Consider the following 22162-nt stretch of genomic DNA (forward strand, 5'->3'; position numbering starts at 1 on the left):
CCACCCCCTATGTGCAAAATTCTATTTCTACTTTTCTAATAAGAATAATATAGTTTGGCAAAAAAAAGAAGCAAGAGTTACTCCTCATGCTTCACCAAAATTTTCTTCATTTTCCTTGAAAATTCTCTCCTTGGTATGAGGACACTGTGACCACAGCCCTCACATTTGATCCGAACGTCCATCCCCATGCGGATCACCTTCCAACGATTTGTTCCACAGGGATGCTGTTTCTTCATCTCGACAACATCATTTAAGGCAAATTCTTTTTCTTCCATTGCAAAATCTCCCCTTATTTAGGTTGTTCAGACCCATACATGACCACTCTTGGATTTGGAGCTTTAATGCCATTCTCGTCTAATTGTAGCTTGATATCCCTGCGAATATTTCGAGAAACGGCCGCTTGCTTCATTGGCTGTGTTTCTGCGACAACCCGTAAAACAACCTCGGTCGCACCCATTGTTTGAATCCCTAATAGCTCAGGGGCTTTAACTAACTCTTCATATTGGGCAGGCATAAACTGAATGGTATCCTCAATTACCTTTTCCGCCTTCGCTATGTCCTCACCATAGGCGATGGCAATATCAACAACAGCGATACTATTATTTATTGAGAAATTGGTTACTTCGATGATACTGCCATTTGGTAAAATATGCAGTTCCCCGGTCCAACTTTTTATTTTTGTGGTTCTTAACCCTATAGTTTCGACATTACCTTCATATTGTCCTATGCGAACATGATCACCGACTGAAAATTGATCCTCAAAAATAATAAAAAAGCCAGAAATAATATCCTTCACTAAACTTTGTGCACCAAAACCAACGGCTAAACCAACAACCCCCGCCCCCGCAATCAGTGCTTTTACATCAATTCCTAACACAGAAAGGATCATCATAAAGGCGATAAAATAAACAACATAAGAAAGGACATTATCGAGCAGCCTTGAGAGCGTTTCTTCACGCCGATCTGATGTATTGAGCGGAGAGAGGTTTCTAATTTTAAAGATATTATGGATCATCAATTTTCCAATTCGAATTAAGATATTGGTAATGACCAATATCGCAAGGATTTTTAGAAGGGCTTCCCCCATATTCAACCATGTATCTTCATTTTGAAATTTATCGATTAATTTTTGCATTCCCTTTTGTGTGAGACTCATTCAGACACCATCCTCTAATAACTTCATAATCCACATCTATTTTAGCAATTATTCTGCGCAGTTAATAGCATAATGAATTTTCCTTTTTCTCCCCAGTTCATGTATAGATTTACTGAAAATTCCGTATACTAATAAGACTATTTACTGTGAGGGAGTGACTTAATGAATCTGAAGACCAGTTTTTTTGACAGGAGGGCTAAGACGCGAATCAGCCACGATGATTTGCATGCGGCTGAAAATCTAGCTGAAGAGTTACTTGCTGTGATTCCCAGTCTGACCAAGCGCCCAATTGTCTTTGTATGTATTGGTACCGACCGCTCCACAGGGGATTCATTAGGACCACTTGTTGGGACACTGCTGGAAGAAAAGGGTATAAGGTCGTTTTATGTATACGGAACATTAGATGAACCGATTCATGCCGTCAATCTTTCTGAAAAACTAAAGGAAATCCATGCAAAACATGATGACCCCTATATTATTGGGATTGATGCTTGTTTGGGCAGGATTAAAAATGTCGGAGTCATTCAATTAGGAAATGGTCCTGTCAAACCAGGAGCTGGAGTAAACAAAGAACTACCAGCGGTCGGAGATATACATATCACCGGCATCGTCAATGTCAGCGGATTTATGGAGTTTTTTGTCCTGCAAAACACCCGCTTAAATCTTGTCATGAGAATGGCAAAAACGATTGCCAATGGGATCTATCAAGCAAGCATTTTATACCCTAAACAAACCTGGACGGAATTAAACTTAAATTGGCTCGAAGAAGAGAAAACAAATTAAAAGAGCAAACGGTGTTATATCCGATTGCTCTTTTTTTCCATTGATTACAAATAGTGATGGTAATAATAAAGAACGGTTACAATCAGTCCCGTTACAACAATGCCTGGCAGCAGATTGGCTACTCTAATTTTCACCATTCCGGTTAAATTTAGGCCAATCGCAAAAATCATGATCCCACCCGTGGCCGTCATTTCAACAATAAACTGATCCATTAATGCTTGGGGAACAAATTGGTCAATCTGGGTAGCAAACAGGGCAATCAACCCTTCATAAAGGACAACCGGAATCGCAGAAAAAATAACGCCTATCCCTAAAGTTGTCGTTAAGATTAACGCCGTAAATCCATCGATCAATGATTTGGTGTACAAGACAGCATGATCGCCGCGGATGCCGCTATCAAGTGCACCAATAATCGCCATCGCCCCAATCACAAAAATGAGTGTAGCAGTGACAAACCCTTCTGAGATACTCCCTTTTCCATTGTTAGAGCCGACTTTCTGCTCAAGCCATATACCTAAGTCATTTAATTTATCCTCTAATTTGAGAGCCTCGCCGGCTACAGCTCCAACCACCAAACTAATAATAACAATGAGAAAGTTTTCACTCTTCAAGCCCATTTGCAACCCTAAAACCATGACGGACAACCCGATGGCATACATGACAGTAACCTTCATTCCTTCTGGGATGCGGTTTAACAACTTCCCAAGAAGCGTTCCAATGACTATTAACAGCCCATTTACAAGTGTTCCTAAAAAAAACATCCTATTTCACCTTTTTCTTCGACCTTCGAAATATATACCTAATAAACTATCATATTTACCCAAAAAAATAAACCATCGAAAGGATGGTTATAAGGATTCATTTTGATCAAGCATTTCCAGAATTCGTTCAAGATCATCTTGTGAGAAAAATTCAATTTCAATTTTCCCTTTATTTTTATTCTGCTTAATGTTTACAGTGGTTCCAAACCGTTCACGAAGGGTGTGTTCACGTTCCTGGATAAACACATCCTTCTTCTGTTCTGGCTTTTTTGTTTCACGTGAAACATTTTCATTTAAGTGCTGAATCAGTTTTTCTAACTGACGGACACTGAGCGCTTCCTTGATGATCTTTTCCACTAATGCAGGAACTTTTGCCTTTTCCCTGAGTCCTAACAAGGCACGGCCATGTCCCATTGATATCTTAGCAGTGGATATTAACTCTTGAATGTTCGGAGGGAGGGAAAGCAGACGAACATGGTTCGCTACATGCGGCCGGCTTTTGCCTAATCGCTTCGCTACCTCTTCTTGGGTTAGCTTTAACTTTTCCATTAATGTTTGATACGCTAAACCCTCTTCGATGGGATTTAAATCTTCCCGCTGTAGATTTTCAAGAACGGCCAATTCCATCATTTGCTGCTCTGAAAGGTCGCGGACAACAGCTGGGACTGTTTCAAGCTTTGCTTCCCTTGCAGCCCGAAAACGTCGTTCACCGACAACAATTTCATACCCTCTAAGGCTTTTTCTAACCACGATTGGCTGTAAGATTCCATGTTCTAAAATAGAATCTTTTAATTCATCAATTGCCTCTTGTTGGAAGGTTTTTCGCGGCTGGTAAGGGTTGGGACGCAGTTCCTTAAGCTTGATTTCTTGAACTGTTTCTTCCTTGCCAACATCCGTAAAAATTGCGTTTAGTCCCTTTCCTAAACCTTTAGCCATTTGAGACCACTTCCTTCGCTAAATCTAAATACACCTCAGCACCACGGGATTTCGAATCATAAGTAATGATTGGTTCCCCATGGCTTGGTGCTTCACTTAGACGGACATTCCTTGGAATAATGGTTTTATACACTTTATCTTGAAAATACTTTTTTACTTCTTCAATTACTTGAAGTCCGAGATTGGTTCGAGCATCAAGCATCGTTAATAATACGCCTTCAATTTTCAAATCCTGATTCAAATGCTTTTGAACAAGTCTGACTGTACTTAATAATTGGCTTAAGCCTTCTAACGCATAGTACTCACATTGAACAGGAATTAAGACAGCATCAGAGGCCGTTAATGCATTGATTGTCAATAAGCCTAACGATGGCGGACAGTCGATAATAATATAATCAAATTGGTCTTTGACTTCTCCAAGTGCACGTTTCAAACGAACTTCTCTTGAAATAGTCGGAACCAATTCAATTTCTGCCCCAGCCAGTTGAATTGTTGCTGGTATCACATACAAATTTTCCACTGATGTCTGTTTAATAACATCCTTTGCTTCTACATCATCTACTAAAACATCATATATGCATTGGTCAACTTCTGCCTTTTCAATACCAATCCCGCTTGTTGCGTTTCCCTGCGGGTCCGTGTCGACTAGCAGGACACGTTTCCCAATATATGCTAAGCAGGCCCCTAGGTTGACAGAGGTAGTCGTTTTACCGACTCCGCCTTTTTGATTCGCGATTGCAAGAATTTTGCCCACGATGTCACCTACCCTTTTATTCTCTCAAAGTTTTATTCTATGTTTCTATTAAATTCTATTAAAATACTAGTCATTTGGCTAATCTAAACTGAATTTATGATAGGAAAAATTCCATTCCTTTATTTTATCATGAAACAGAAGGGTTGTTGGATTTTTTCTAAAAATATTCAAATGTTCAATTAGTTTATAACTGTAGCCAAAAAAATAAGAACCAAACATTTGTATATGTCTGGTTCTAGCATCTATTATTCTATTGATCTTACTTTTTCTTTGGTATGCGAATCGTAAATTGGTAGAATTCATCAAATTCTTCTTCTTCAGCATTGAGATTAATCCCGCTGTCCGTTACCATTGTTAATGATTGACGAATGGTATTTACGGCGATTCTCATATCTTTACTGAAAGCCTTCCGTTTCGACTTTGGCTTTTCGCTTTTTTGTTCAAGCAGTTTGACAACACGTTCCTCTGTCTGCTTGACATTAAAATTCTTATCAATAATTTCAGCCAATAGCACCACTTGTTTTTCTGGATCCTTGAGAGGGATCAGTGCACGAGCGTGGCGCTCTGTAATAACTTTATTTAACAATGCCTCTTGAATGGGCTTCGGTAATTTAAGAAGACGAAGCTTGTTAGCAACGGTTGACTGCCCTTTCCCAAGGCGTTGTGCTAATGCTTCTTGGGTTAAGTTGTGCAGTTCCAGCAATTTACCATACGCCATCGCTTCTTCAATCGGCGACAGCTCTTCCCGTTGTAAATTCTCAATTAAAGCAACAGAGGCAGTTTCAGTATCTGATAAATTTTTTATAATGGCTGGTGCTTCGGTCCAACCGAGCTTTTTCATCGCACGAAAACGGCGTTCCCCAGCAATAATTTCATATTGGTCAATGGCAAACTCTCTAACGACAATCGGTTGAATGATCCCATGAATGTGAATTGTTCGCGCTAATTCTTCAATTTTCTCTTCATCAAAAACCGTACGAGGCTGAAAACGGTTTGCAACAATATGATCAATTGGTATCTTTTTTATTTCCTCGTTTTTTTCTACAATTAGCTCTTTTTCAAGCGCAACCTCTTGTTCTCCCTTATCGCCGAGGCCAAAAAAGCGTGTAAACGATTGCTTCATCCCCAACACCACCTTTACGAAACTCCCTATTACTTATTCTCTGAATACAGACTTTCTTCCTGCCTAGAATAACATGTTTATTGAAAAATTGTTAGCATTCCAAATCCGTTTTTCTTACAATACACCGCGCAAAGGAAGCGTGCTTTTCTTATTCAATCGGTGTCTTTCCTGGTGTCCCAGGCTTGCGCGGGTATTTCTTTGGTGTTTGTTTTTCCTTTTTAATGATTAAAATATTCCGCTCGCTTTCTTCCATTGGCAGTGTAAAGGTGTGCATCTCTTCCAACCTTCCGCCAAGAGTGGTAATTGCCTTTTGACCAATCTCTAATTCATCTTTCGCATGGGCAGCCTTCATCGCAATAAAGTGTCCGCCTACTTTAACAAGCGGCAGGCAAAGTTCACTCAACACAGACATTCTTGCCACGGCCCTTGCCGTTACGACTTCAAAATTTTCGCGGAAATTTGGATTTACCCCAAAGGTTTCGGCGCGATCATGAATAAAATGAACATTTTCCAATTTTAATTCCTTCGCGAGATGATTTAAAAACGAAATGCGCTTGTTTAGTGAATCAACAATCGTCACTTCGATATGTGGGAAAACAATTTTTAGCGGAATACTAGGGAACCCCGCTCCCGCCCCCACATCACAAAGATGGAAAGGCTTTGTAAAATCAAAATAGAATGAAGCCGTAATCGAATCATAAAAATGCTTTAGATACACTTCAGCTTTATCCGTAATGGCGGTTAAATTCATTTTTTCATTCCACTCGACCAATGTCTCAAAGTACATTTCAAATTGGCCGAGCTGTTCACTTGAAAGGGAGATCCCTTTTTCCCTTAGGTTTGCTGCAAATTGTTCAATGATCATTCAATAATCTTCCTCACATAATTATTCATTTGAAACTCTAGCTATTTTGCCTTGTTCTAGATACACAAGCAGGATCGAAACATCCGCTGGATTCACCCCTGAAATCCGGGATGCCTGGGCAATTGATAGCGGTTTGACTAGTTTTAGTTTCTGTCTGGCTTCTGTCGCAAGGCCTGACACCGTGTCATAATCAATATTCTCAGGGATTTTCTTATCTTCCATTTTCTTTAAGCGGTCAACCTGTTGTAGTGACTTGGTAATATAGCCCTCATATTTTAACTGGATTTCAACCTGTTCCTTCACATCTTCATCAAGGCTGACATCACTAGGAAAAATGGTTTCAAGAAGATCATAGTTCATTTCTGGTCTTTTTAATAAATCAGAAGCGCGGATTCCATCCTTTAATTCACTGCCGCCAATGCTTCGAATTAGCTCTTGAACCTCAGCAGTCGGTTTCAAGAACGTCGACTCTAAACGCTGCTTTTCAGCCTCAATTGCGTCTTTCTTTGCTAAAAATCGTTCGTATCGGTCGTCACGAATCAGTCCAATTTGATGGCCTATTTCAGTTAAGCGTAAATCAGCATTATCATGTCGTAACAGTAGGCGATACTCTGCTCTTGACGTTAACAAACGGTATGGCTCATTTGTTCCTTTAGTGATCAAATCATCAATTAAAACTCCAATATAAGCATCAGAACGACTTAAAATTAACTGGTCACGGCCAATCGCTTTCAGTCCTGCATTGATACCAGCCATGATTCCTTGTCCTGCTGCTTCTTCATAGCCGGATGTTCCATTAATTTGACCCGCTGTATACAGTCCTTCAACCACTTTTGTTTCCAGGGTTGGCCATAACTGTGTTGGCACAATCGCATCATATTCAATCGCATATCCAGCTCTCATCATTTGCACATTTTCGAGTCCTGGAACGGTTTTAAGAATTTCCTGCTGTACATCTTCCGGTAGGCTCGTGGATAGACCCTGTACATAGACTTCCTTTGTGTGTCTTCCTTCAGGCTCAAGGAAAATCTGATGGCGCGGCTTATCATTAAAGCGGACGACCTTATCTTCAATCGATGGACAATACCTTGGTCCTGTTCCTTTAATCATTCCGGAATACATTGGAGAACGATGTAGATTGGCGTCAATTAACTGATGGGTGCGTTCATTTGTATAGGTCAACCAGCATGGCAGTTGGTCCGTAATATATTTCGTTGTTTCATAGGAAAAAGATCGTGGAACTTCGTCGCCAGGCTGGATTTCTGTTTTACTATAATCAATCGTATTACTATTAACACGTGGCGGAGTTCCAGTCTTAAATCGGACAAGGTCGAAACCAAGCTCCTCTAAATGTTCAGACAGCTTAATGGATGGCTGCTGATTATTTGGACCACTTGAATATTTCAACTCACCAAGGATAATTTCCCCACGCAAATAGGTTCCGGTTGTAATGACGACCGTTTTTGAGCGGTAGACCGCACCTGTCTTTGTGATAACCCCTTTAGAAACTCCATCCTCGACAATCAGTTTCTCGACCATCCCTTGGAGTAATGTTAGATTCGGTTCTTCCTCGAGTGTTTTTTTCATTTCATGCTGGTAAGCATATTTATCAGCCTGCGCTCTTAACGCGCGGACAGCTGGACCTTTTCCCGTGTTCAGCATTCTCATTTGGATATAGGTTTTATCAATATTTCGACCCATTTCCCCGCCCAGAGCATCTATTTCACGAACGACGATCCCCTTAGCTGGTCCGCCAACGGATGGGTTACATGGCATAAAGGCAACCATATCAAGATTGATGGTAATCATTAATGTTTTGGCGCCAAGTCTCGCAGCCGCAAGGCCCGCTTCACAGCCGGCATGGCCTGCTCCAACGACAATGACGTCATAATTTCCTGCTTCGTATTGCATGTTGTCACTCCTCTTTCTATTTCCCTAAACAGAATTGTGAGAAAAGTTGGTCGATCAGGCTTTCGTGGACACTCTCGCCAATGATTTCGCCAAGTAATTCCCATGTTCTTGTTAAATCTATTTGAACAATATCAATTGGGGTACCCATTTCGACCCCGTCAATCGCTTCTTCGATTGTCTTTAAGCTTTGGTGCAATAGTGCAATATGACGACTGTTTGAAACATAGGTCATATCGCCTGCATCAATCGAGCCTGCAAAAAATAACGAAGCGATCGCTTCCTCTAACTCATCGACGCCACGGTCCTCAAGGAGTGAAGTAGTGACAACCTTATGCTCTTTTGCTAACTCATTCACTTTCTCCAGGTCAATTTGCTGCGGCAAATCTGTTTTATTGACGATAACGATAACATCCATCCCTTTGACCACTTCAAAAAGCTGCTCATCTTCCATGCTTAACTTGTCAGCGTAATTTAAAACAAGCAAAATCAAATCCGCGTCTTGTAAAACTTGGCGGGAACGCTCAACCCCAATTCGTTCGACAATATCCTCTGTTTCCCTAATTCCCGCCGTGTCCAAAAGTCGCAATGGGACACCGCGAACATTCACGTATTCTTCAATTACATCCCTTGTGGTTCCAGGAATATCTGTCACAATCGCCTTGTTTTCGTGAACTAGACTGTTTAATAGCGAGGATTTTCCTACATTCGGACGGCCAACAATCGCAGTAGACAGTCCTTCTCGTAAAATTTTCCCCTGTTCCGACGTTTGCAATAGCTTTTTGATCTCTTCCCGAACAAAATGGGCCTTCTCTGCTAACATCTTATGAGTCATTTCTTCGACATCGTCATATTCTGGATAATCTATATTCACTTCCACATGGGCAAGGATTTCTAAAATTTCCTGCCGTAGTCTTCGAATTAATTTCGACAGGCGCCCTTCCATTTGTCCCAAGGCGACGTTCATCGCGCGGTCCGTTTTTGCCCTGATTAAATCCATTACCGCTTCCGCTTGGGATAAATCAATCCGTCCATTTAAAAATGCCCTTTTTGTAAACTCTCCCGGTTCCGCGAGTCTCGCTCCATTCGTTAACACCTGCTGAAGAACTCTATTCACAGAAACAATCCCGCCATGGCAGTTTATTTCAACAACATCCTCTTTTGTAAAAGTTTTTGGCCCTTTCATGACAGACACCATAACCTCTTCAACCACTTGCCCCGTATTAGGGTCTATCAAGTGTCCATAGTGGATCGTATGGGTTGCTGCTTCAGTCAGCCTTTTCCCACCGATACTCCTAAATAGCTTGTCTGCTATCGGGAATGCTTCATCCCCACTCAAACGCACAATCGCAATCGCACCCTCGCCCATTGGAGTCGATATTGCCGCAATCGTATCAGATTCCATTTCCTTCACCTCACATTTAAAAAATCGGTTCATCTATATAAAAAATATTTTTTCTCCAAAACAATAGAATACCACATCATTTTCTGTGGAAAAAGTAAACCCTCTTCCAAATAATTAATCCACAATTCACTTCTATCTCATTATTATTTTAACTTATCCACATGTGAATAACAATAAAACGAAAAATGTGAAAAAATTGAATGTTATCAACAGGCTAATTTTTTTAAAATTCGACAAAAAAAGACACCCTATCATTCAATAGGATGCCTTTGTGATTTTGTTTTTAAGTTTAAATCCTTATCTTTTGGATGCTGGAGTAATCACAATAAAGCGATGTGGCTCCGATCCATCAGAAAGTGTTTTGACGCGTTTATTATCAGATAAAGCAGCATGAATCACTTTTCGCTCATAGGAAGGCATCGGTTCTAAGGTTACATCTTTTCCTGACTTAACCACCTTTTGGGCGAGACGATGAGCTAATTGAATCAGCGTTTCATTTCTTCTTTTTCGGTAATCCTCCGCGTCCAAGATCACGGTTAAATACTGATTCGAAAAACGATTTAGCACTAATTGCGTCAAATATTGAAGCGAATTTAATGTTTGACCTCTTTTTCCAATCAATAACGCAATCTTTTCACCCGTCATAATAAAATGAACATGTTTACCGTCGCGTTTGATTTCTATTTCTGCGGGCGCTCCCATCTGTTCACTTACTTGAGTAAGAAATTTCTTTGCTTCTTCAATGGGATCAATGATGACGGTTACTTTTACAACAGCCGGACGTGAACCAAAAATACCGAAAATCCCTTTTTTCCCTTGATCAATAATATCAATATCTGTGCGGTCTTTGCTGGTTTGTAATTGAGCTAAAGCTGATTTTACTGCTTCTTCGACAGTTTGTCCTGTAGCAGTTACCTGTTTCACTTTTTTGCTCCTCCCGCATTACCGGATGCTTTTGCCATTTTCAAATCCGGTCCTTTAATAAAATAGGTTTGCACAATCATAAAAATATTTCCTACTACCCAGTACAACGAAAGCGCGGCAGGGAAACTAAAGGCAAAAACAACAATCATGATTGGCATCATCCAAAGCATCATCGCCATTTGTGGATTCTGATCTTGTCCAGCCATCATAATTTTTTGCTGAATAAACGTGGTTATACCTGCCACTATCGGCAAAATATAGTAAGGATCTTTATCACCAAGGTCAAACCATAAGAAATTATCGTTTGCAATTTCCCTTGTTCGTGAGATGGCATGGTAAAAACCAATTAAAATTGGCATTTGTACAATTAATGGAAAACAGCCAGCCATTGGATTTACACCATGTTTTGAAAAAAGTGCCATGGTTTCCTGTTGCAGCTTTTGCTGTGTTTTTTGATCTTTAGAACTATATTTCTTTTTCAGTTCGGCCATTTCTGGCTGCAATGCCTGCATCGCTTTTGAACTTCTTGTCTGCTTGATCATTAGCGGCAAAATCGCAAGGCGGATCAGGATAGTTACGACAATAATTGATAACCCAAAACTGCCCCCGAGAATAAGCGCCCCTTCTTTGATCAACCAGGATAAAGGATAGACAATGTACTCATTCCAAAAGCCTGAACTCTCCGATGTGATTGGCTTCTTAATTTCACTGCATCCTGTCAGGAACATAAATACAGAAAGTAAACCAATACCTAGTAATATTCGTTTTTTCAACCAAATTTTCCTCCTTACAATAAAGATAATGAACAGTTTAGAATCAAATCTATGTACAATTTATTTTGGATGATTTCAAAGGTATTTTAGCACTTAGGCAAAGGAATTGTCTTCAATAGGATATAAATATTCAACGAATTCCTTTGCAAATTATGTCCTTAAAGTCACTTTTTCAAAACCTTCCCAACTTTAAGTACATGGGTTAAACTTTTTTTCACCTCAAAAAAATCCATTTCAGCTGCTGGTTTCCTGGCAATAATCACGTAATCATTCCCTGGTGCTAACTGTTCGTTCAGTTCAAAAATGGATTGTCTTACATACCTTTTAATTCTGTTCCTTGTCACAGCATTTCCAATCTTCTTACTCACCGACAGGCCAATTCGAAAATAGTCTTGTCCCTCTTTTTTTAATGAATAGACGACAAACTGCCTATTTGCAAATGATTGGCCCTTTTGAAATGCCGCTTGAAATTCTTTATTTTTTTTAATACGCAGCTCTTTTTTCATAAAAACACCTTCAGTCGGATTAGAAAAAAGACCACTGACTTTGCAGTGGTCTATGCTGATAATACTTTTCTTCCCTTTAGACGACGACGAGCTAGAACCTTACGGCCATTAGCTGAGCTCATACGACTACGGAAGCCATGAACTTTACTGTGTTTACGGCTATTTGGTTGATATGTTCTTTTCATTATATGACACCTCCCTGAGGAATAGCTATCAAGTTTAAATGACAGTCTTACTTATTATAAAGACCTCACCATAAAATTGTCAACTACTCTTCACTATTGTTTCCATTTCCAAATTTTATTGAACATGAATTTGCTAATTTCCAGAAATTCTATAGCTATAAGAAATGATCTTAACCATGAAAGTGGAATTCTTATTTTTACTCCCATAATTCATCCAGCCCTTTCTCCTGGAAGGTACGAATATCCTGTGGATAAATTTTCGACATTTTTTTCACATTCTACACAAGATATTGACAGGTTTTGCACAAAATATCTACTTGTGGACAATTACTGTGCACATATTGTTACAGTTGTGGATAAACTGCGAAAAGGCATTGCATATCAAGCAATAATTTGATATCATATTTGTGTTTTCACTCTGAATAACTTTATCCACAACAATACGTTATCCACAAATTGTGGATATCATGTGGATAGTTTATCCGAGGGTACTGCAGAAAGTTGTCCACAAGAGGTGGATATTGTCGAAACTCCATTTTACTTCCTTATTATTTATTATCCACATTCACTATTTCGTATATTTATAAATTAATAGGTTGTACTGACGGTATAATTACGAAAAGCGCGTTATTTTATAAAAAAAAACACAACAAAGGAGGGATATTATTTGGAAAATATTGCGGATCTTTGGCATGCTGCATTAGCCAATATAGAAAAAAAAATAAGCAAACCAAGCTTTGATACCTGGCTTAAGTCCACAAAGGCCCATTCCCTTCAAGGCGATTTGCTAATCATCACTGCTCCCAATGAGTTTGCTCGTGATTGGCTGGAAGAGCGTTATTCGCAGCTAATCTCTGGGATCCTCTATGAAATTACCGGAGAAGAGCTTTCTGTTAAGTTTATCATTCCGCAAAATCAAAACGAGTCAGAAAGTGATGTCCTGCTGCCACCAAAAAAGGTAAAAAAGGACGATGACCATGGGGAATTTCCTCAGGGTATTTTAAATCAGAAATACACTTTTGATACGTTTGTTATTGGCTCAGGCAACCGTTTTGCCCACGCTGCATCACTGGCAGTTGCCGAAGCACCAGCCAAAGCATACAATCCCCTCTTTATTTATGGAGGAGTTGGATTAGGGAAAACGCACTTAATGCATGCAATTGGCCATTATGTCTTAGATCATAACCCTGCAGCAAAAGTGGTTTATTTATCATCTGAAAAATTTACAAATGAATTTATTAACTCGATTCGTGATAATAAAGCAGAGAGTTTCCGCAATAAATATCGAAATGTCGATATTTTACTTATAGATGATATTCAATTTTTAGCTGGAAAAGAATCAACACAAGAAGAATTTTTTCATACCTTTAATGCTCTTCATGAGGAAAGCAAACAGATTATTATCTCCAGCGACCGGCCGCCTAGAGAAATTCCAACGTTAGAGGACCGGCTCAGGTCACGGTTTGAATGGGGATTGATTACAGATATTACACCGCCCGATTTGGAAACGAGAATTGCCATTCTTCGCAAAAAAGCTAGAGCTGAAGGATTAGATATACCTAACGAGGTTATGCTTTATATCGCCAATCAAATTGATACAAACATCCGGGAGCTAGAAGGAGCACTGATCCGAGTGGTCGCCTATTCTTCCTTAATCAATAAAGATATTAATGCTAATTTAGCAGCAGAGGCATTAAAAGATATTATTCCAAGTTCAAAGCCTAAAGTAATAACCATTCTGGATATTCAGAAGACAGTCGGGGAACTCTTTAGTATAAAACTCGAGGACTTTAAGGCAAAAAAGCGGACAAAGTCGCTTGCCTTTCCTAGACAAATTGCGATGTACCTATCACGGGAATTAACCGATTATTCTTTGCCAAAAATAGGAGAAGAATTTGGGGGCCGCGATCATACGACTGTCATACATGCACATGAGAAAATTTCCAAACTTCTTCAGACCGATGCCCAGCTGCAAAGGCAAATGAAAGAACTGCATGAACTATTAAAAGTTTAGGCAGTTATTGGTGTTTTTTTCTTTCAAATATGTGAATAACTTCTTTGCATTTACACACAGTCTGTCCACATGTGGATAGGCTGTGTTTCCGTTGAAATAATCCAGTTATCCACATATCAACAGGCCCTACTAGTACTTCTACTCTTTTTTTAAAAAAATATATTATGTTATAGCTATAAAAAATATGCTTAAAACGGAGGAATACATGCGATGAAATTTATCATCCAAAGAGATCGGTTAGTTCAGAGTGTTCAAGACGTTATGAAGGCTGTTACTTCAAGAACAACAATCCCTATCTTAACCGGAATTAAAATCACAGCTACATCAGAAGGTGTTACCCTAACAGGAAGTGATTCCGATATTTCCATTGAATCCTTTATTCCAAAAGAGGATGCTGGTGATGAAATTATTGAATTGAAACAAGCAGGAGCGATCGTTCTCCAAGCAAAGGTATTTAGTGAAATTGTCAAAAAGCTCCCGACTGATTCGGTTGAAATTGAAGTCTTAGGCTCGCTTCAAACGGTCATTCGTTCTGGAAAATCTGAATTTAACTTGATTGGCCTGGATGCTGAAGAGTATCCTCACCTTCCACAGATCGAAGAAAATAATAAATTTCATATTGCAACAGATCTTTTAAAAGCGATGATTCGCCAAACTCATTTTGCAGTGTCCTCCTCAGAAACACGCCCCATCTTGACAGGTGTAAACTGGAAGGTTGAAAACGGGGAACTAAACTGTATTGCAACAGATAGTCACCGGCTCGCGCTTCGAAAGGCGAAGATCGAAATAGCGAACAACGAAAATTATAATGTGGTCATTCCAGGGAAAAGCTTGAATGAGTTGAGTAAGATTATTGATGACAGCCATGACTTAATTGATATTGTTATTACCGAGAATCAAATATTATTTAAAGCGAAGCACTTATTATTTTTCTCCAGATTGTTAGAAGGAAATTATCCGGATACCTCTCGTTTAATTCCCAATGAAAGTAAAACGGATGTGACGGTAAATACAAAGGAATTTTTACATGCAATTGATCGGGCCTCATTATTAGCAAGAGAAGGCAGAAACAATGTTGTCAAATTTTCGACAATTGAAGGCGGAATTATTGAAATTTCTTCAAATACTCCTGAGGTTGGGAAGGTAGTCGAGGAAATTCAAAGCGAAGCCATCGAGGGTGAAGAATTAAAGATTTCTTTTAGTGCCAAATATATGATGGATGCATTAAAGGCGCTTGAAGGAACAGATGTTAGGGTAAGCTTTACTGGAGCCATGCGCCCGTTCGTCATTCGCCCGCTTCATGATGAAACGATTTTGCAATTAATATTACCCGTTCGAACATACTAAATTTATAGAGCCTAAACCCATATGCCACCACACATTGGTGGCTTTCTTTTAGTTTCCTTTGTATCTCTGTGAAATATTTAGTAAAATAAAGTATTGAGACCATTTTAGAAATGAGGGTGACGATTTGCCTGAAAAAATTAAGATCAATACTGAATTTATTACGCTGGGTCAATTTCTTAAATTGGCTGAAGTAATACAATCAGGCGGCATGGCAAAATGGTTTTTAAGTGAACATGATATATTGATTAATGGCGAACAAGATCAAAGAAGAGGAAGAAAGCTGCGCACCGGTGACAAAATCCAAATTGCTGGTTTTGGTGAGTTTGTGATTACCGAGTAATTATCAAAATAATTACCGAGTAGCAAGGCTAAAGGATGTCGTTTGCATGTATATCGAAAAATTAGCGCTAACAAATTATCGAAACTACGAAGAATTGTTCGTAGAATTTGAAAATAAAGTAAATGTCATCCTGGGTGAAAACGCCCAAGGTAAAACAAACGTCATGGAATCTATTTATGTTTTGGCCATGGCGAAGTCGCACCGAACCTCCAATGATAAAGAACTTATTCGCTGGGACCAAGAGTATGCTAAAATAGAGGGTAGGGTTCAAAAACAACACAGCTCATTGCCGCTGCAATTAATTATTTCTAAAAAGGGCAAAAAAGCAAAATGCAACCATATTGAGCAGCAAAAATTAAGTCAATATGTAGGCAATATGAATGTGGTTATGTTTGCTCCTGAGGACCTTAACTTAGTGAAAGGCAGCCCGCAGGTCCGAAGGCGATTTATTGATATGGAAATTGGACAGGTATCGCCCATTTATTTACATGATATGAGTCAATATCAAAAAATTCTCCAGCAGCGTAATCATTTTTTGAAAATGTTACAGATCAGAAAACAGACCGATCAGACCATGCTTGAGATATTAACGGAACAATTTATCCAGATGGCTGTGAAAATTGTGGCGAAAAGGTTTGAATTCCTGCGCTTACTTCAGAATTGGGCAAAACCGATTCATCAAGGGATTTCAAGAGGCTTGGAAACGCTCGAAATTACCTATAAACCGTCAGTAGAGGTATTAGAAGCTCAAAATTTGTCGAAGATGATAGCATGCTTTGAAGAAAAATTCAGCAAGGTTAGAACAAGGGAAATTGAGCGAGGTACTACGCTTTTCGGTCCCCATCGTGATGATCTGCTTTTTTATGTGAACGGTAGAGACGTTCAAACATTTGGATCACAAGGTCAGCAGCGTACCACAGCACTTTCAGTAAAGCTTGCTGAAATTGAATTAATTTCTGCTGAAATTGGTGAATATCCCATTTTACTGCTAGATGATGTTTTATCGGAATTAGATGACTATCGGCAGTCTCACTTGCTTAATACCATCCAAGGAAGAGTTCAAACCTTCGTGACTACCACAAGTGTCGAGGGTATTGACCATCAAACATTAAGGGAAGCTTCAACGTTTATCGTTGAAGCTGGTGTCATAAAGAAAATTAATTGAGGTGAACCATGTATATCCATATCGGGGAAGATATTAATATTAGGGCAAGAGATATTATTTCTATCTTGGATAAAGAGAGTGCAAACAACTCGCCGCTTGTAGAGGAGTTCATCAGTCAACGTAAAGAAAAGGTAATCAATCTGTCGAAAAACCCCTTTAAATCAGTCATTATTACATATGACAATGTTTACTTATCCCCGATTTCTTCAGGAACTTTAAAGAAACGATCAACTCAAATGAATATACATGAATTTTGATATTTATTTATTTTTTAATTAACGATATAGATATATTTTTGTCAGAAGGTGCAGGTGAACAAGCATGACTTTGGAACAAAAAGCAGTCGAAGAAGCATATGGTGCGGATCAGATACAGGTTCTTGAAGGACTTGAAGCTGTTCGAAAAAGACCCGGTATGTATATTGGTTCAACAAGTGGTAAAGGTCTTCATCATCTTGTTTGGGAAATTGTTGATAACAGTATTGACGAGGCGCTGGCTGGTTTCTGTGATGAAATCAATGTCATTATTGAAGAAGACAACAGCATCACGGTAAAGGATAATGGCCGTGGAATCCCAGTCGGAATTCAGGAAAAAATGGGTAGACCAGCGGTTGAAGTCATTATGACTGTGCTGCACGCCGGCGGTAAATTCGGCGGCGGAGGATATAAGGTATCCGGAGGACTGCATGGTGTTGGTGCGTCAGTAGTTAATGCCCTTTCCACGGAACTTGAAGTATATGTACACAGGGATGGTCAAATTTACTCAATCAAATTTGAACGCGGCGCGGTAGTTCAAGAATTAGAGGTCATTGGAACAACTGATATCACAGGTACAGTTACGCACTTTAAACCAGATGGTGAGATTTTTACTGAAACATTGGTCTATGAATATGACATTCTTGCCACTCGCCTTCGCGAACTTGCCTTCCTAAACAGAGGAATAAAAATCACGATTGTGGATAAGCGTGTTGAAAATAAACGCAATGAATACTACTACGAAGGCGGAATTAAATCGTATGTTGAGCATTTAAACCGCACTAAAGAAGTGGTTCATGAAGAACCGATTTACATGGAAGGAGAGCGTGACGGCATTAGTGTTGAAGTCGCACTCCAATATAACGAAGGGTATACAGATAACATTTACTCTTTCGCAAATAATATCCACACCTATGAAGGTGGAACGCATGAATCCGGTTTTAAAACGGCGTTAACAAGGGTTATAAATGATTACGCTCGGAAAAATAGCTTAATCAAAGAGAATGATACCAATCTTTCTGGTGAAGATGTTCGTGAAGGTATAACAGCAATTGTCTCCATTAAACATCCTGATCCCCAATTTGAAGGTCAAACAAAGACAAAGCTTGGAAACTCTGAAGTCAGAGCAATTACGGATACTGTTTTTGCCAGTACTTTCGATAAGTTTCTATTAGAAAACCCAACCGTAGCTAGAAAAATTGTTGATAAAGGTTTAATGGCCGCACGTGCAAGACTAGCTGCTAAGAAAGCAAGGGAATTAACACGCCGGAAAAGTGCCTTAGAGGTTTCCAGTTTACCTGGAAAATTAGCTGACTGTTCATCGAAAGATCCTGCGGAAAGTGAAATTTATATCGTTGAGGGTGATTCTGCCGGTGGTTCAGCGAAGCAAGGACGTGACCGTCATTTCCAAGCCATTTTGCCGTTAAAAGGGAAAATCCTTAATGTTGAGAAAGCTCGTCTTGATAAAATTCTTTCTAACAATGAAGTTAGGGCAATGATCACGGCGATTGGAACGGGAATTGGGGAAGAATTTGATATTTCTAAGGCTCGTTATCATAAAGTCGTTATCATGACGGATGCCGATGTTGATGGTGCACATATTAGAACACTTATTTTGACGTTCTTTTATCGTTATATGAGACAACTGTTAGAGGCTGGTTATATCTATATTGCTCAGCCGCCGCTATATAAAGTCCAACAAGGTAAACGAATTGAATATGCCTATGATGACAAAGAACTTGACCGGATATTCGCGGAGCTTCCAAGTACACCGAAGCCTAATATTCAGCGTTACAAAGGTTTGGGAGAGATGAACCCTGAGCAATTATGGGAAACAACCATGGATCCTGCTAGACGAAGTATGCTTCAGGTTAATCTTGATGACGCTATTGAAGCGGATGAAACTTTTGATATGTTAATGGGTGAAAAAGTAGAACCACGCCGTAATTTTATTGAAGCAAATGCGCAGTACGTGAAGAATTTAGATATTTAAAGAAAAGGTGAAAGGAGGTAACAAGTATGGCTGACACACCAAATCCTCAAATAAAAGATATTAATATTAGTCAAGAAATGAAAACTTCCTTCCTTGACTATGCGATGAGTGTTATCGTTTCTCGTGCCCTCCCAGATGTTCGGGATGGGTTAAAACCAGTTCATCGCCGTATTCTATATGCTATGCATGATCTTGGCATGCATTCAGACAAACCATATAAAAAATCAGCCCGTATCGTTGGGGATGTAATCGGTAAGTATCACCCGCATGGTGACTCTGCCGTATATGAAACGATGGTTCGGATGGCACAAGACTTTAACTATCGTTATATGCTTGTAGATGGACATGGAAACTTTGGCTCTGTCGATGGTGACGCGGCGGCAGCAATGCGTTATACAGAGTCGAGAATGTCTAAAATCTCAATGGAATTATTAAGAGATATAAACAAAGATACGATTGATTATCAAGATAACTATGATGGTGAAGAAAGGGAGCCGGTTGTTCTCCCAGCAAGATTCCCTAACCTTTTAGTAAACGGTACAACGGGAATTGCAGTTGGTATGGCTACCAATATCCCGCCACACCAGCTTGGAGAAGTTATAGATGGAGTCTTGGCAATTAGTCATGACCCTGAAATTACGACGCAAGAGCTCATGGAAATTATCCCTGGTCCAGATTTCCCAACAGGCGGAATCATTTTGGGCAGGAGCGGTATTCGTAAGGCGTATGAAACAGGCAGAGGATCAATAACTGTTCGTGCTAAAGTAGTAATCGAACAAAAAGCAAATGGTAAAGAAGTTATCATTGTTAATGAATTACCATACCAAGTAAATAAAGCGAGATTAGTTGAAAAAATCGCTGAATTAGCGCGCGATAAAAAAGTTGAAGGCATTACAGACCTCAGAGATGAATCCGATCGTAAAGGTATGCGGATTGTTATTGAGGTTCGTAAAGACGCGAATGCCAATGTCCTTTTAAATAATTTATATAAACATACAGCTCTTCAAACTAGCTTTGGAATTAACACACTGGCCCTCGTAAATGGACATCCGAAGGTATTGACTCTTAAGCAATGCTTAGTTCATTACTTAGATCATCAAAAAGTCGTTATTCGCAGAAGAACTGAGTTTGAATTACGTAAGGCAGAAGCACGTGCCCATATTCTAGAAGGATTAAGAATTGCACTCGACAATTTAGACGCTGTCATTACGCTTATCCGTAACTCGCAAACAACTGATATTGCCCGCGAAGGCTTAATGACAGAATTTAACCTCTCTGAAAAACAAGCCCAGGCAATTCTTGATATGCGTTTGCAACGTTTAACAGGCTTGGAAAGAGAAAAGATTGAGGATGAATATCAGGCCCTCATGGCACTTATTGCTGAGTTAAAGGCAATTTTAGCGGATGAGGAAAAGGTCCTTGAAATTATCCGTGAGGAAATGACTGAAATAAAAGAACGTTTCAATGACAAGCGCCGTACAGAAATTGTGACAGGCGGAATTGAAAATATTGAGGATGAAGATCTAATTCCTCGTGAGAATATCGTCATTTCTTTAACCCATAACGGTTATGTTAAACGTCTCCCTGTTTCCACCTATCGTGCCCAAAGACGAGGCGGACGGGGAATCCAAGGAATGGGTACAAACGAGGATGACTTTGTTGAACACTTGATCACCACTTCAACACATGATACGATCCTTTTCTTTACAAATAAAGGGAAGGTATACCGTTCTAAAGGATATGAAATCCCTGAATACAGCCGAACAGCGAAAGGGATACCAATTATCAATCTCCTTGGTGTCGAAAAGGGAGAATGGGTCAATGCAATCATTCCCGTTGAGGAATTTGTAGATGATTGGTTCTTATTCTTTACGACTAAAGAAGGGATTTCAAAACGGTCTCCGTTAACATCGTTTGCACATATCCGCAACAACGGCCTAATTGCTCTAAGTTTGCGTGAAGGGGATGAACTAATCTCTGCCCGCTTAACTGATGGCACAAAGCATATGATTATCGGTACGAAGAAGGGTATGCTGATTCGTTTCCCGGAAACAGATGTTCGATCAATGGGACGAACAGCCACTGGTGTGAAAGGCATTACGCTCGATAGTGACGATGAAGTTGTCGGAATGGAAGTATTAGAGGAAACGAATGATGTGTTAATTGTAACGAAAAATGGTTACGGTAAACGTACCAAAGCGGAAGAATACCGGATCCAAGGCAGAGGCGGTAAAGGGATTAAAACCTGCCATGTTACAGAAAAAAATGGCGACCTTGTTTCGATGCGTGCGGTAACAGGTGAAGAGGACCTGATGCTTATTACCACAGGTGGTGTCCTCATCCGAATGGATGTTGGCAGTATTTCCAAAATGGGACGAAATACTCAAGGTGTTAAGCTTATTAGTATGAAGGAAAGCGAAGATGAATATGTTGCCACTGTGGCAAAAGTAGAGAAAGAAGAAGAAGAAGAAGAGGAAGAAATCCTTGAAAATGATTCAAATGAAGCTGAAGGAGTCTCTCCTGAAGAAAATCATGAGGTTGAAACAAACGAGGATGTAGAATAAAAAAGTAGAGGGGGCACACAATAAATGTGCTCCTTTTCTTATGTCCATGAATTCTAAAATAGAGATGTAATAGTAAGAAAGAGTTATTATATTGTTCATAGTAAAAAAAGATAGAAAAACTGTTGACTTTAATTTTTACAGATGGTATATTAATTAAGTCGCTTACGGGCGATAGAGAAATTGTTCTTTGAAAACTAAACAAACAAAATTGTGCAAACAAACAAAAATTTTAGTTTCAATTACGAAACTAAGCCAACGTAACAAAATGAGCTAATCAACTTTCTTGGAGAGTTTGATCCTGGCTCAGGACGAACGCTGGCGGCGTGCCTAATACATGCAAGTCGAGCGAATCAATAGGAGCTTGCTCCTGTTGATTAGCGGCGGACGGGTGAGTAACACGTGGGCA

Annotated in this window: 21 protein-coding genes and 1 rRNA gene; 9 read left to right on the forward strand and 13 right to left on the reverse strand. The window is 39.6% G+C overall.

What is annotated here, in order from left to right; translation table 11 throughout:
* Nucleotides 1-77: 77 nt before the first annotated feature.
* Together J7E77_RS18300 and J7E77_RS18305 are read right to left on the reverse strand one after the other, a co-directional pair.
* Nucleotides 78-275 carry a DUF951 domain-containing protein gene (locus J7E77_RS18300; protein ID WP_026568062.1) on the reverse strand — a complete coding sequence of 66 codons (198 nt, stop codon included), beginning with the start codon at nt 273-275 and terminating at the stop codon, nt 78-80.
* A gap of 14 nt (nt 276-289) precedes the next feature.
* A complete protein-coding gene (locus J7E77_RS18305) occupies nt 290-1156 on the reverse strand; it encodes a mechanosensitive ion channel family protein (RefSeq protein WP_168241419.1) in 867 nt (288 codons plus the stop codon).
* Between the two features lie 162 nt (nt 1157-1318).
* Here J7E77_RS18305 and yyaC point away from each other — a divergent pair, with 162 nt between their 5' ends.
* Nucleotides 1319-1939, forward strand: a complete 621-nt coding sequence (gene yyaC / locus J7E77_RS18310) for a spore protease YyaC (RefSeq protein WP_214716243.1) — start codon at nt 1319-1321, stop codon at nt 1937-1939.
* Between the two features lie 44 nt (nt 1940-1983).
* Here the strand turns inward: yyaC and J7E77_RS18315 are convergent, their stop codons facing one another.
* From J7E77_RS18315 to rpmH, 11 genes are all read right to left on the reverse strand, one after another.
* Nucleotides 1984-2700, reverse strand: a complete 717-nt coding sequence (locus J7E77_RS18315; protein WP_214716245.1) for a DUF554 domain-containing protein — start codon at nt 2698-2700, stop codon at nt 1984-1986.
* Nucleotides 2701-2787: 87 nt separating this feature from the next.
* On the reverse strand, nt 2788-3636 hold the full coding sequence (locus tag J7E77_RS18320) for a ParB/RepB/Spo0J family partition protein (protein ID WP_214716247.1): 849 nt from the start codon (nt 3634-3636) through the stop codon (nt 2788-2790).
* Entirely contained in the window at nt 3629-4390 is a 762-nt protein-coding gene (locus J7E77_RS18325) for a ParA family protein (protein WP_214716249.1), read from the reverse strand. The genes J7E77_RS18320 and J7E77_RS18325 overlap by 8 nt, the downstream gene beginning before the upstream one ends.
* Before the next feature lie 259 nt (nt 4391-4649).
* The gene (gene noc, locus J7E77_RS18330) at nt 4650-5513 is read right to left on the reverse strand and encodes a nucleoid occlusion protein (protein WP_214716251.1); all 864 of its coding nucleotides are present in this window, start codon (nt 5511-5513) and stop codon (nt 4650-4652) included.
* Between the two features lie 148 nt (nt 5514-5661).
* Nucleotides 5662-6378 carry a 16S rRNA (guanine(527)-N(7))-methyltransferase RsmG gene (gene rsmG / locus J7E77_RS18335; protein WP_214716254.1) on the reverse strand — a complete coding sequence of 239 codons (717 nt, stop codon included), beginning with the start codon at nt 6376-6378 and terminating at the stop codon, nt 5662-5664.
* A 21-nt stretch (nt 6379-6399) separates the two neighbouring features.
* On the reverse strand, nt 6400-8289 hold the full coding sequence (mnmG, locus tag J7E77_RS18340) for a tRNA uridine-5-carboxymethylaminomethyl(34) synthesis enzyme MnmG (RefSeq protein WP_214716256.1): 1890 nt from the start codon (nt 8287-8289) through the stop codon (nt 6400-6402).
* A gap of 16 nt (nt 8290-8305) precedes the next feature.
* A complete protein-coding gene (gene mnmE, locus J7E77_RS18345; protein WP_214716258.1) occupies nt 8306-9691 on the reverse strand; it encodes a tRNA uridine-5-carboxymethylaminomethyl(34) synthesis GTPase MnmE in 1386 nt (461 codons plus the stop codon).
* 297 nt (nt 9692-9988) lie between these two features.
* A complete protein-coding gene (jag, locus tag J7E77_RS18350) occupies nt 9989-10615 on the reverse strand; it encodes an RNA-binding cell elongation regulator Jag/EloR (RefSeq protein WP_088084883.1) in 627 nt (208 codons plus the stop codon).
* Nucleotides 10612-11388 carry a YidC family membrane integrase SpoIIIJ gene (spoIIIJ, locus tag J7E77_RS18355; RefSeq protein WP_088084884.1) on the reverse strand — a complete coding sequence of 259 codons (777 nt, stop codon included), beginning with the start codon at nt 11386-11388 and terminating at the stop codon, nt 10612-10614. Before spoIIIJ ends, jag begins: the two co-directional genes overlap by 4 nt.
* A 164-nt stretch (nt 11389-11552) precedes the next feature.
* Nucleotides 11553-11894 (reverse strand): ribonuclease P protein component, encoded by a 342-nt coding sequence (gene rnpA, locus J7E77_RS18360; RefSeq protein ID WP_168241427.1) that lies wholly within the window; start codon nt 11892-11894, stop codon nt 11553-11555.
* A gap of 50 nt (nt 11895-11944) precedes the next feature.
* Complete coding sequence (rpmH, locus tag J7E77_RS18365) at nt 11945-12079, reverse strand: 50S ribosomal protein L34 (RefSeq protein WP_035446353.1); 135 nt, start codon at nt 12077-12079, stop codon at nt 11945-11947.
* A gap of 667 nt (nt 12080-12746) precedes the next feature.
* On the opposite strand from rpmH, the gene dnaA reads away from it, so the two are divergent.
* The 8 genes from dnaA to J7E77_RS18405 all read left to right on the forward strand — a co-directional run.
* Nucleotides 12747-14093: a chromosomal replication initiator protein DnaA gene (gene dnaA / locus J7E77_RS18370; protein WP_214716260.1), complete on the forward strand. Its 1347-nt coding sequence runs from the start codon at nt 12747-12749 to the stop codon at nt 14091-14093.
* A gap of 210 nt (nt 14094-14303) precedes the next feature.
* Nucleotides 14304-15440 (forward strand): DNA polymerase III subunit beta, encoded by a 1137-nt coding sequence (gene dnaN / locus J7E77_RS18375; RefSeq protein ID WP_214716262.1) that lies wholly within the window; start codon nt 14304-14306, stop codon nt 15438-15440.
* 124 nt (nt 15441-15564) lie between these two features.
* On the forward strand, nt 15565-15780 hold the full coding sequence (gene yaaA / locus J7E77_RS18380) for a S4 domain-containing protein YaaA (protein ID WP_214716264.1): 216 nt from the start codon (nt 15565-15567) through the stop codon (nt 15778-15780).
* A 46-nt stretch (nt 15781-15826) separates the two neighbouring features.
* Nucleotides 15827-16945, forward strand: a complete 1119-nt coding sequence (gene recF, locus J7E77_RS18385) for a DNA replication/repair protein RecF (RefSeq protein ID WP_214716266.1) — start codon at nt 15827-15829, stop codon at nt 16943-16945.
* A gap of 8 nt (nt 16946-16953) precedes the next feature.
* Nucleotides 16954-17202 (forward strand): extracellular matrix regulator RemB, encoded by a 249-nt coding sequence (gene remB, locus J7E77_RS18390; protein WP_088084890.1) that lies wholly within the window; start codon nt 16954-16956, stop codon nt 17200-17202.
* 64 nt (nt 17203-17266) lie between these two features.
* Entirely contained in the window at nt 17267-19192 is a 1926-nt protein-coding gene (gene gyrB / locus J7E77_RS18395) for a DNA topoisomerase (ATP-hydrolyzing) subunit B (RefSeq protein ID WP_374102986.1), read from the forward strand.
* A 26-nt stretch (nt 19193-19218) separates the two neighbouring features.
* Nucleotides 19219-21756 (forward strand): DNA gyrase subunit A, encoded by a 2538-nt coding sequence (gene gyrA / locus J7E77_RS18400; RefSeq protein ID WP_214716268.1) that lies wholly within the window; start codon nt 19219-19221, stop codon nt 21754-21756.
* A 280-nt stretch (nt 21757-22036) separates the two neighbouring features.
* A 16S ribosomal RNA gene (locus tag J7E77_RS18405) occupies nt 22037-22162 on the forward strand; the annotation flags it as partial.

The sequence above is a fragment of the Bacillus sp. ISL-77 genome, from assembly GCF_018613105.1.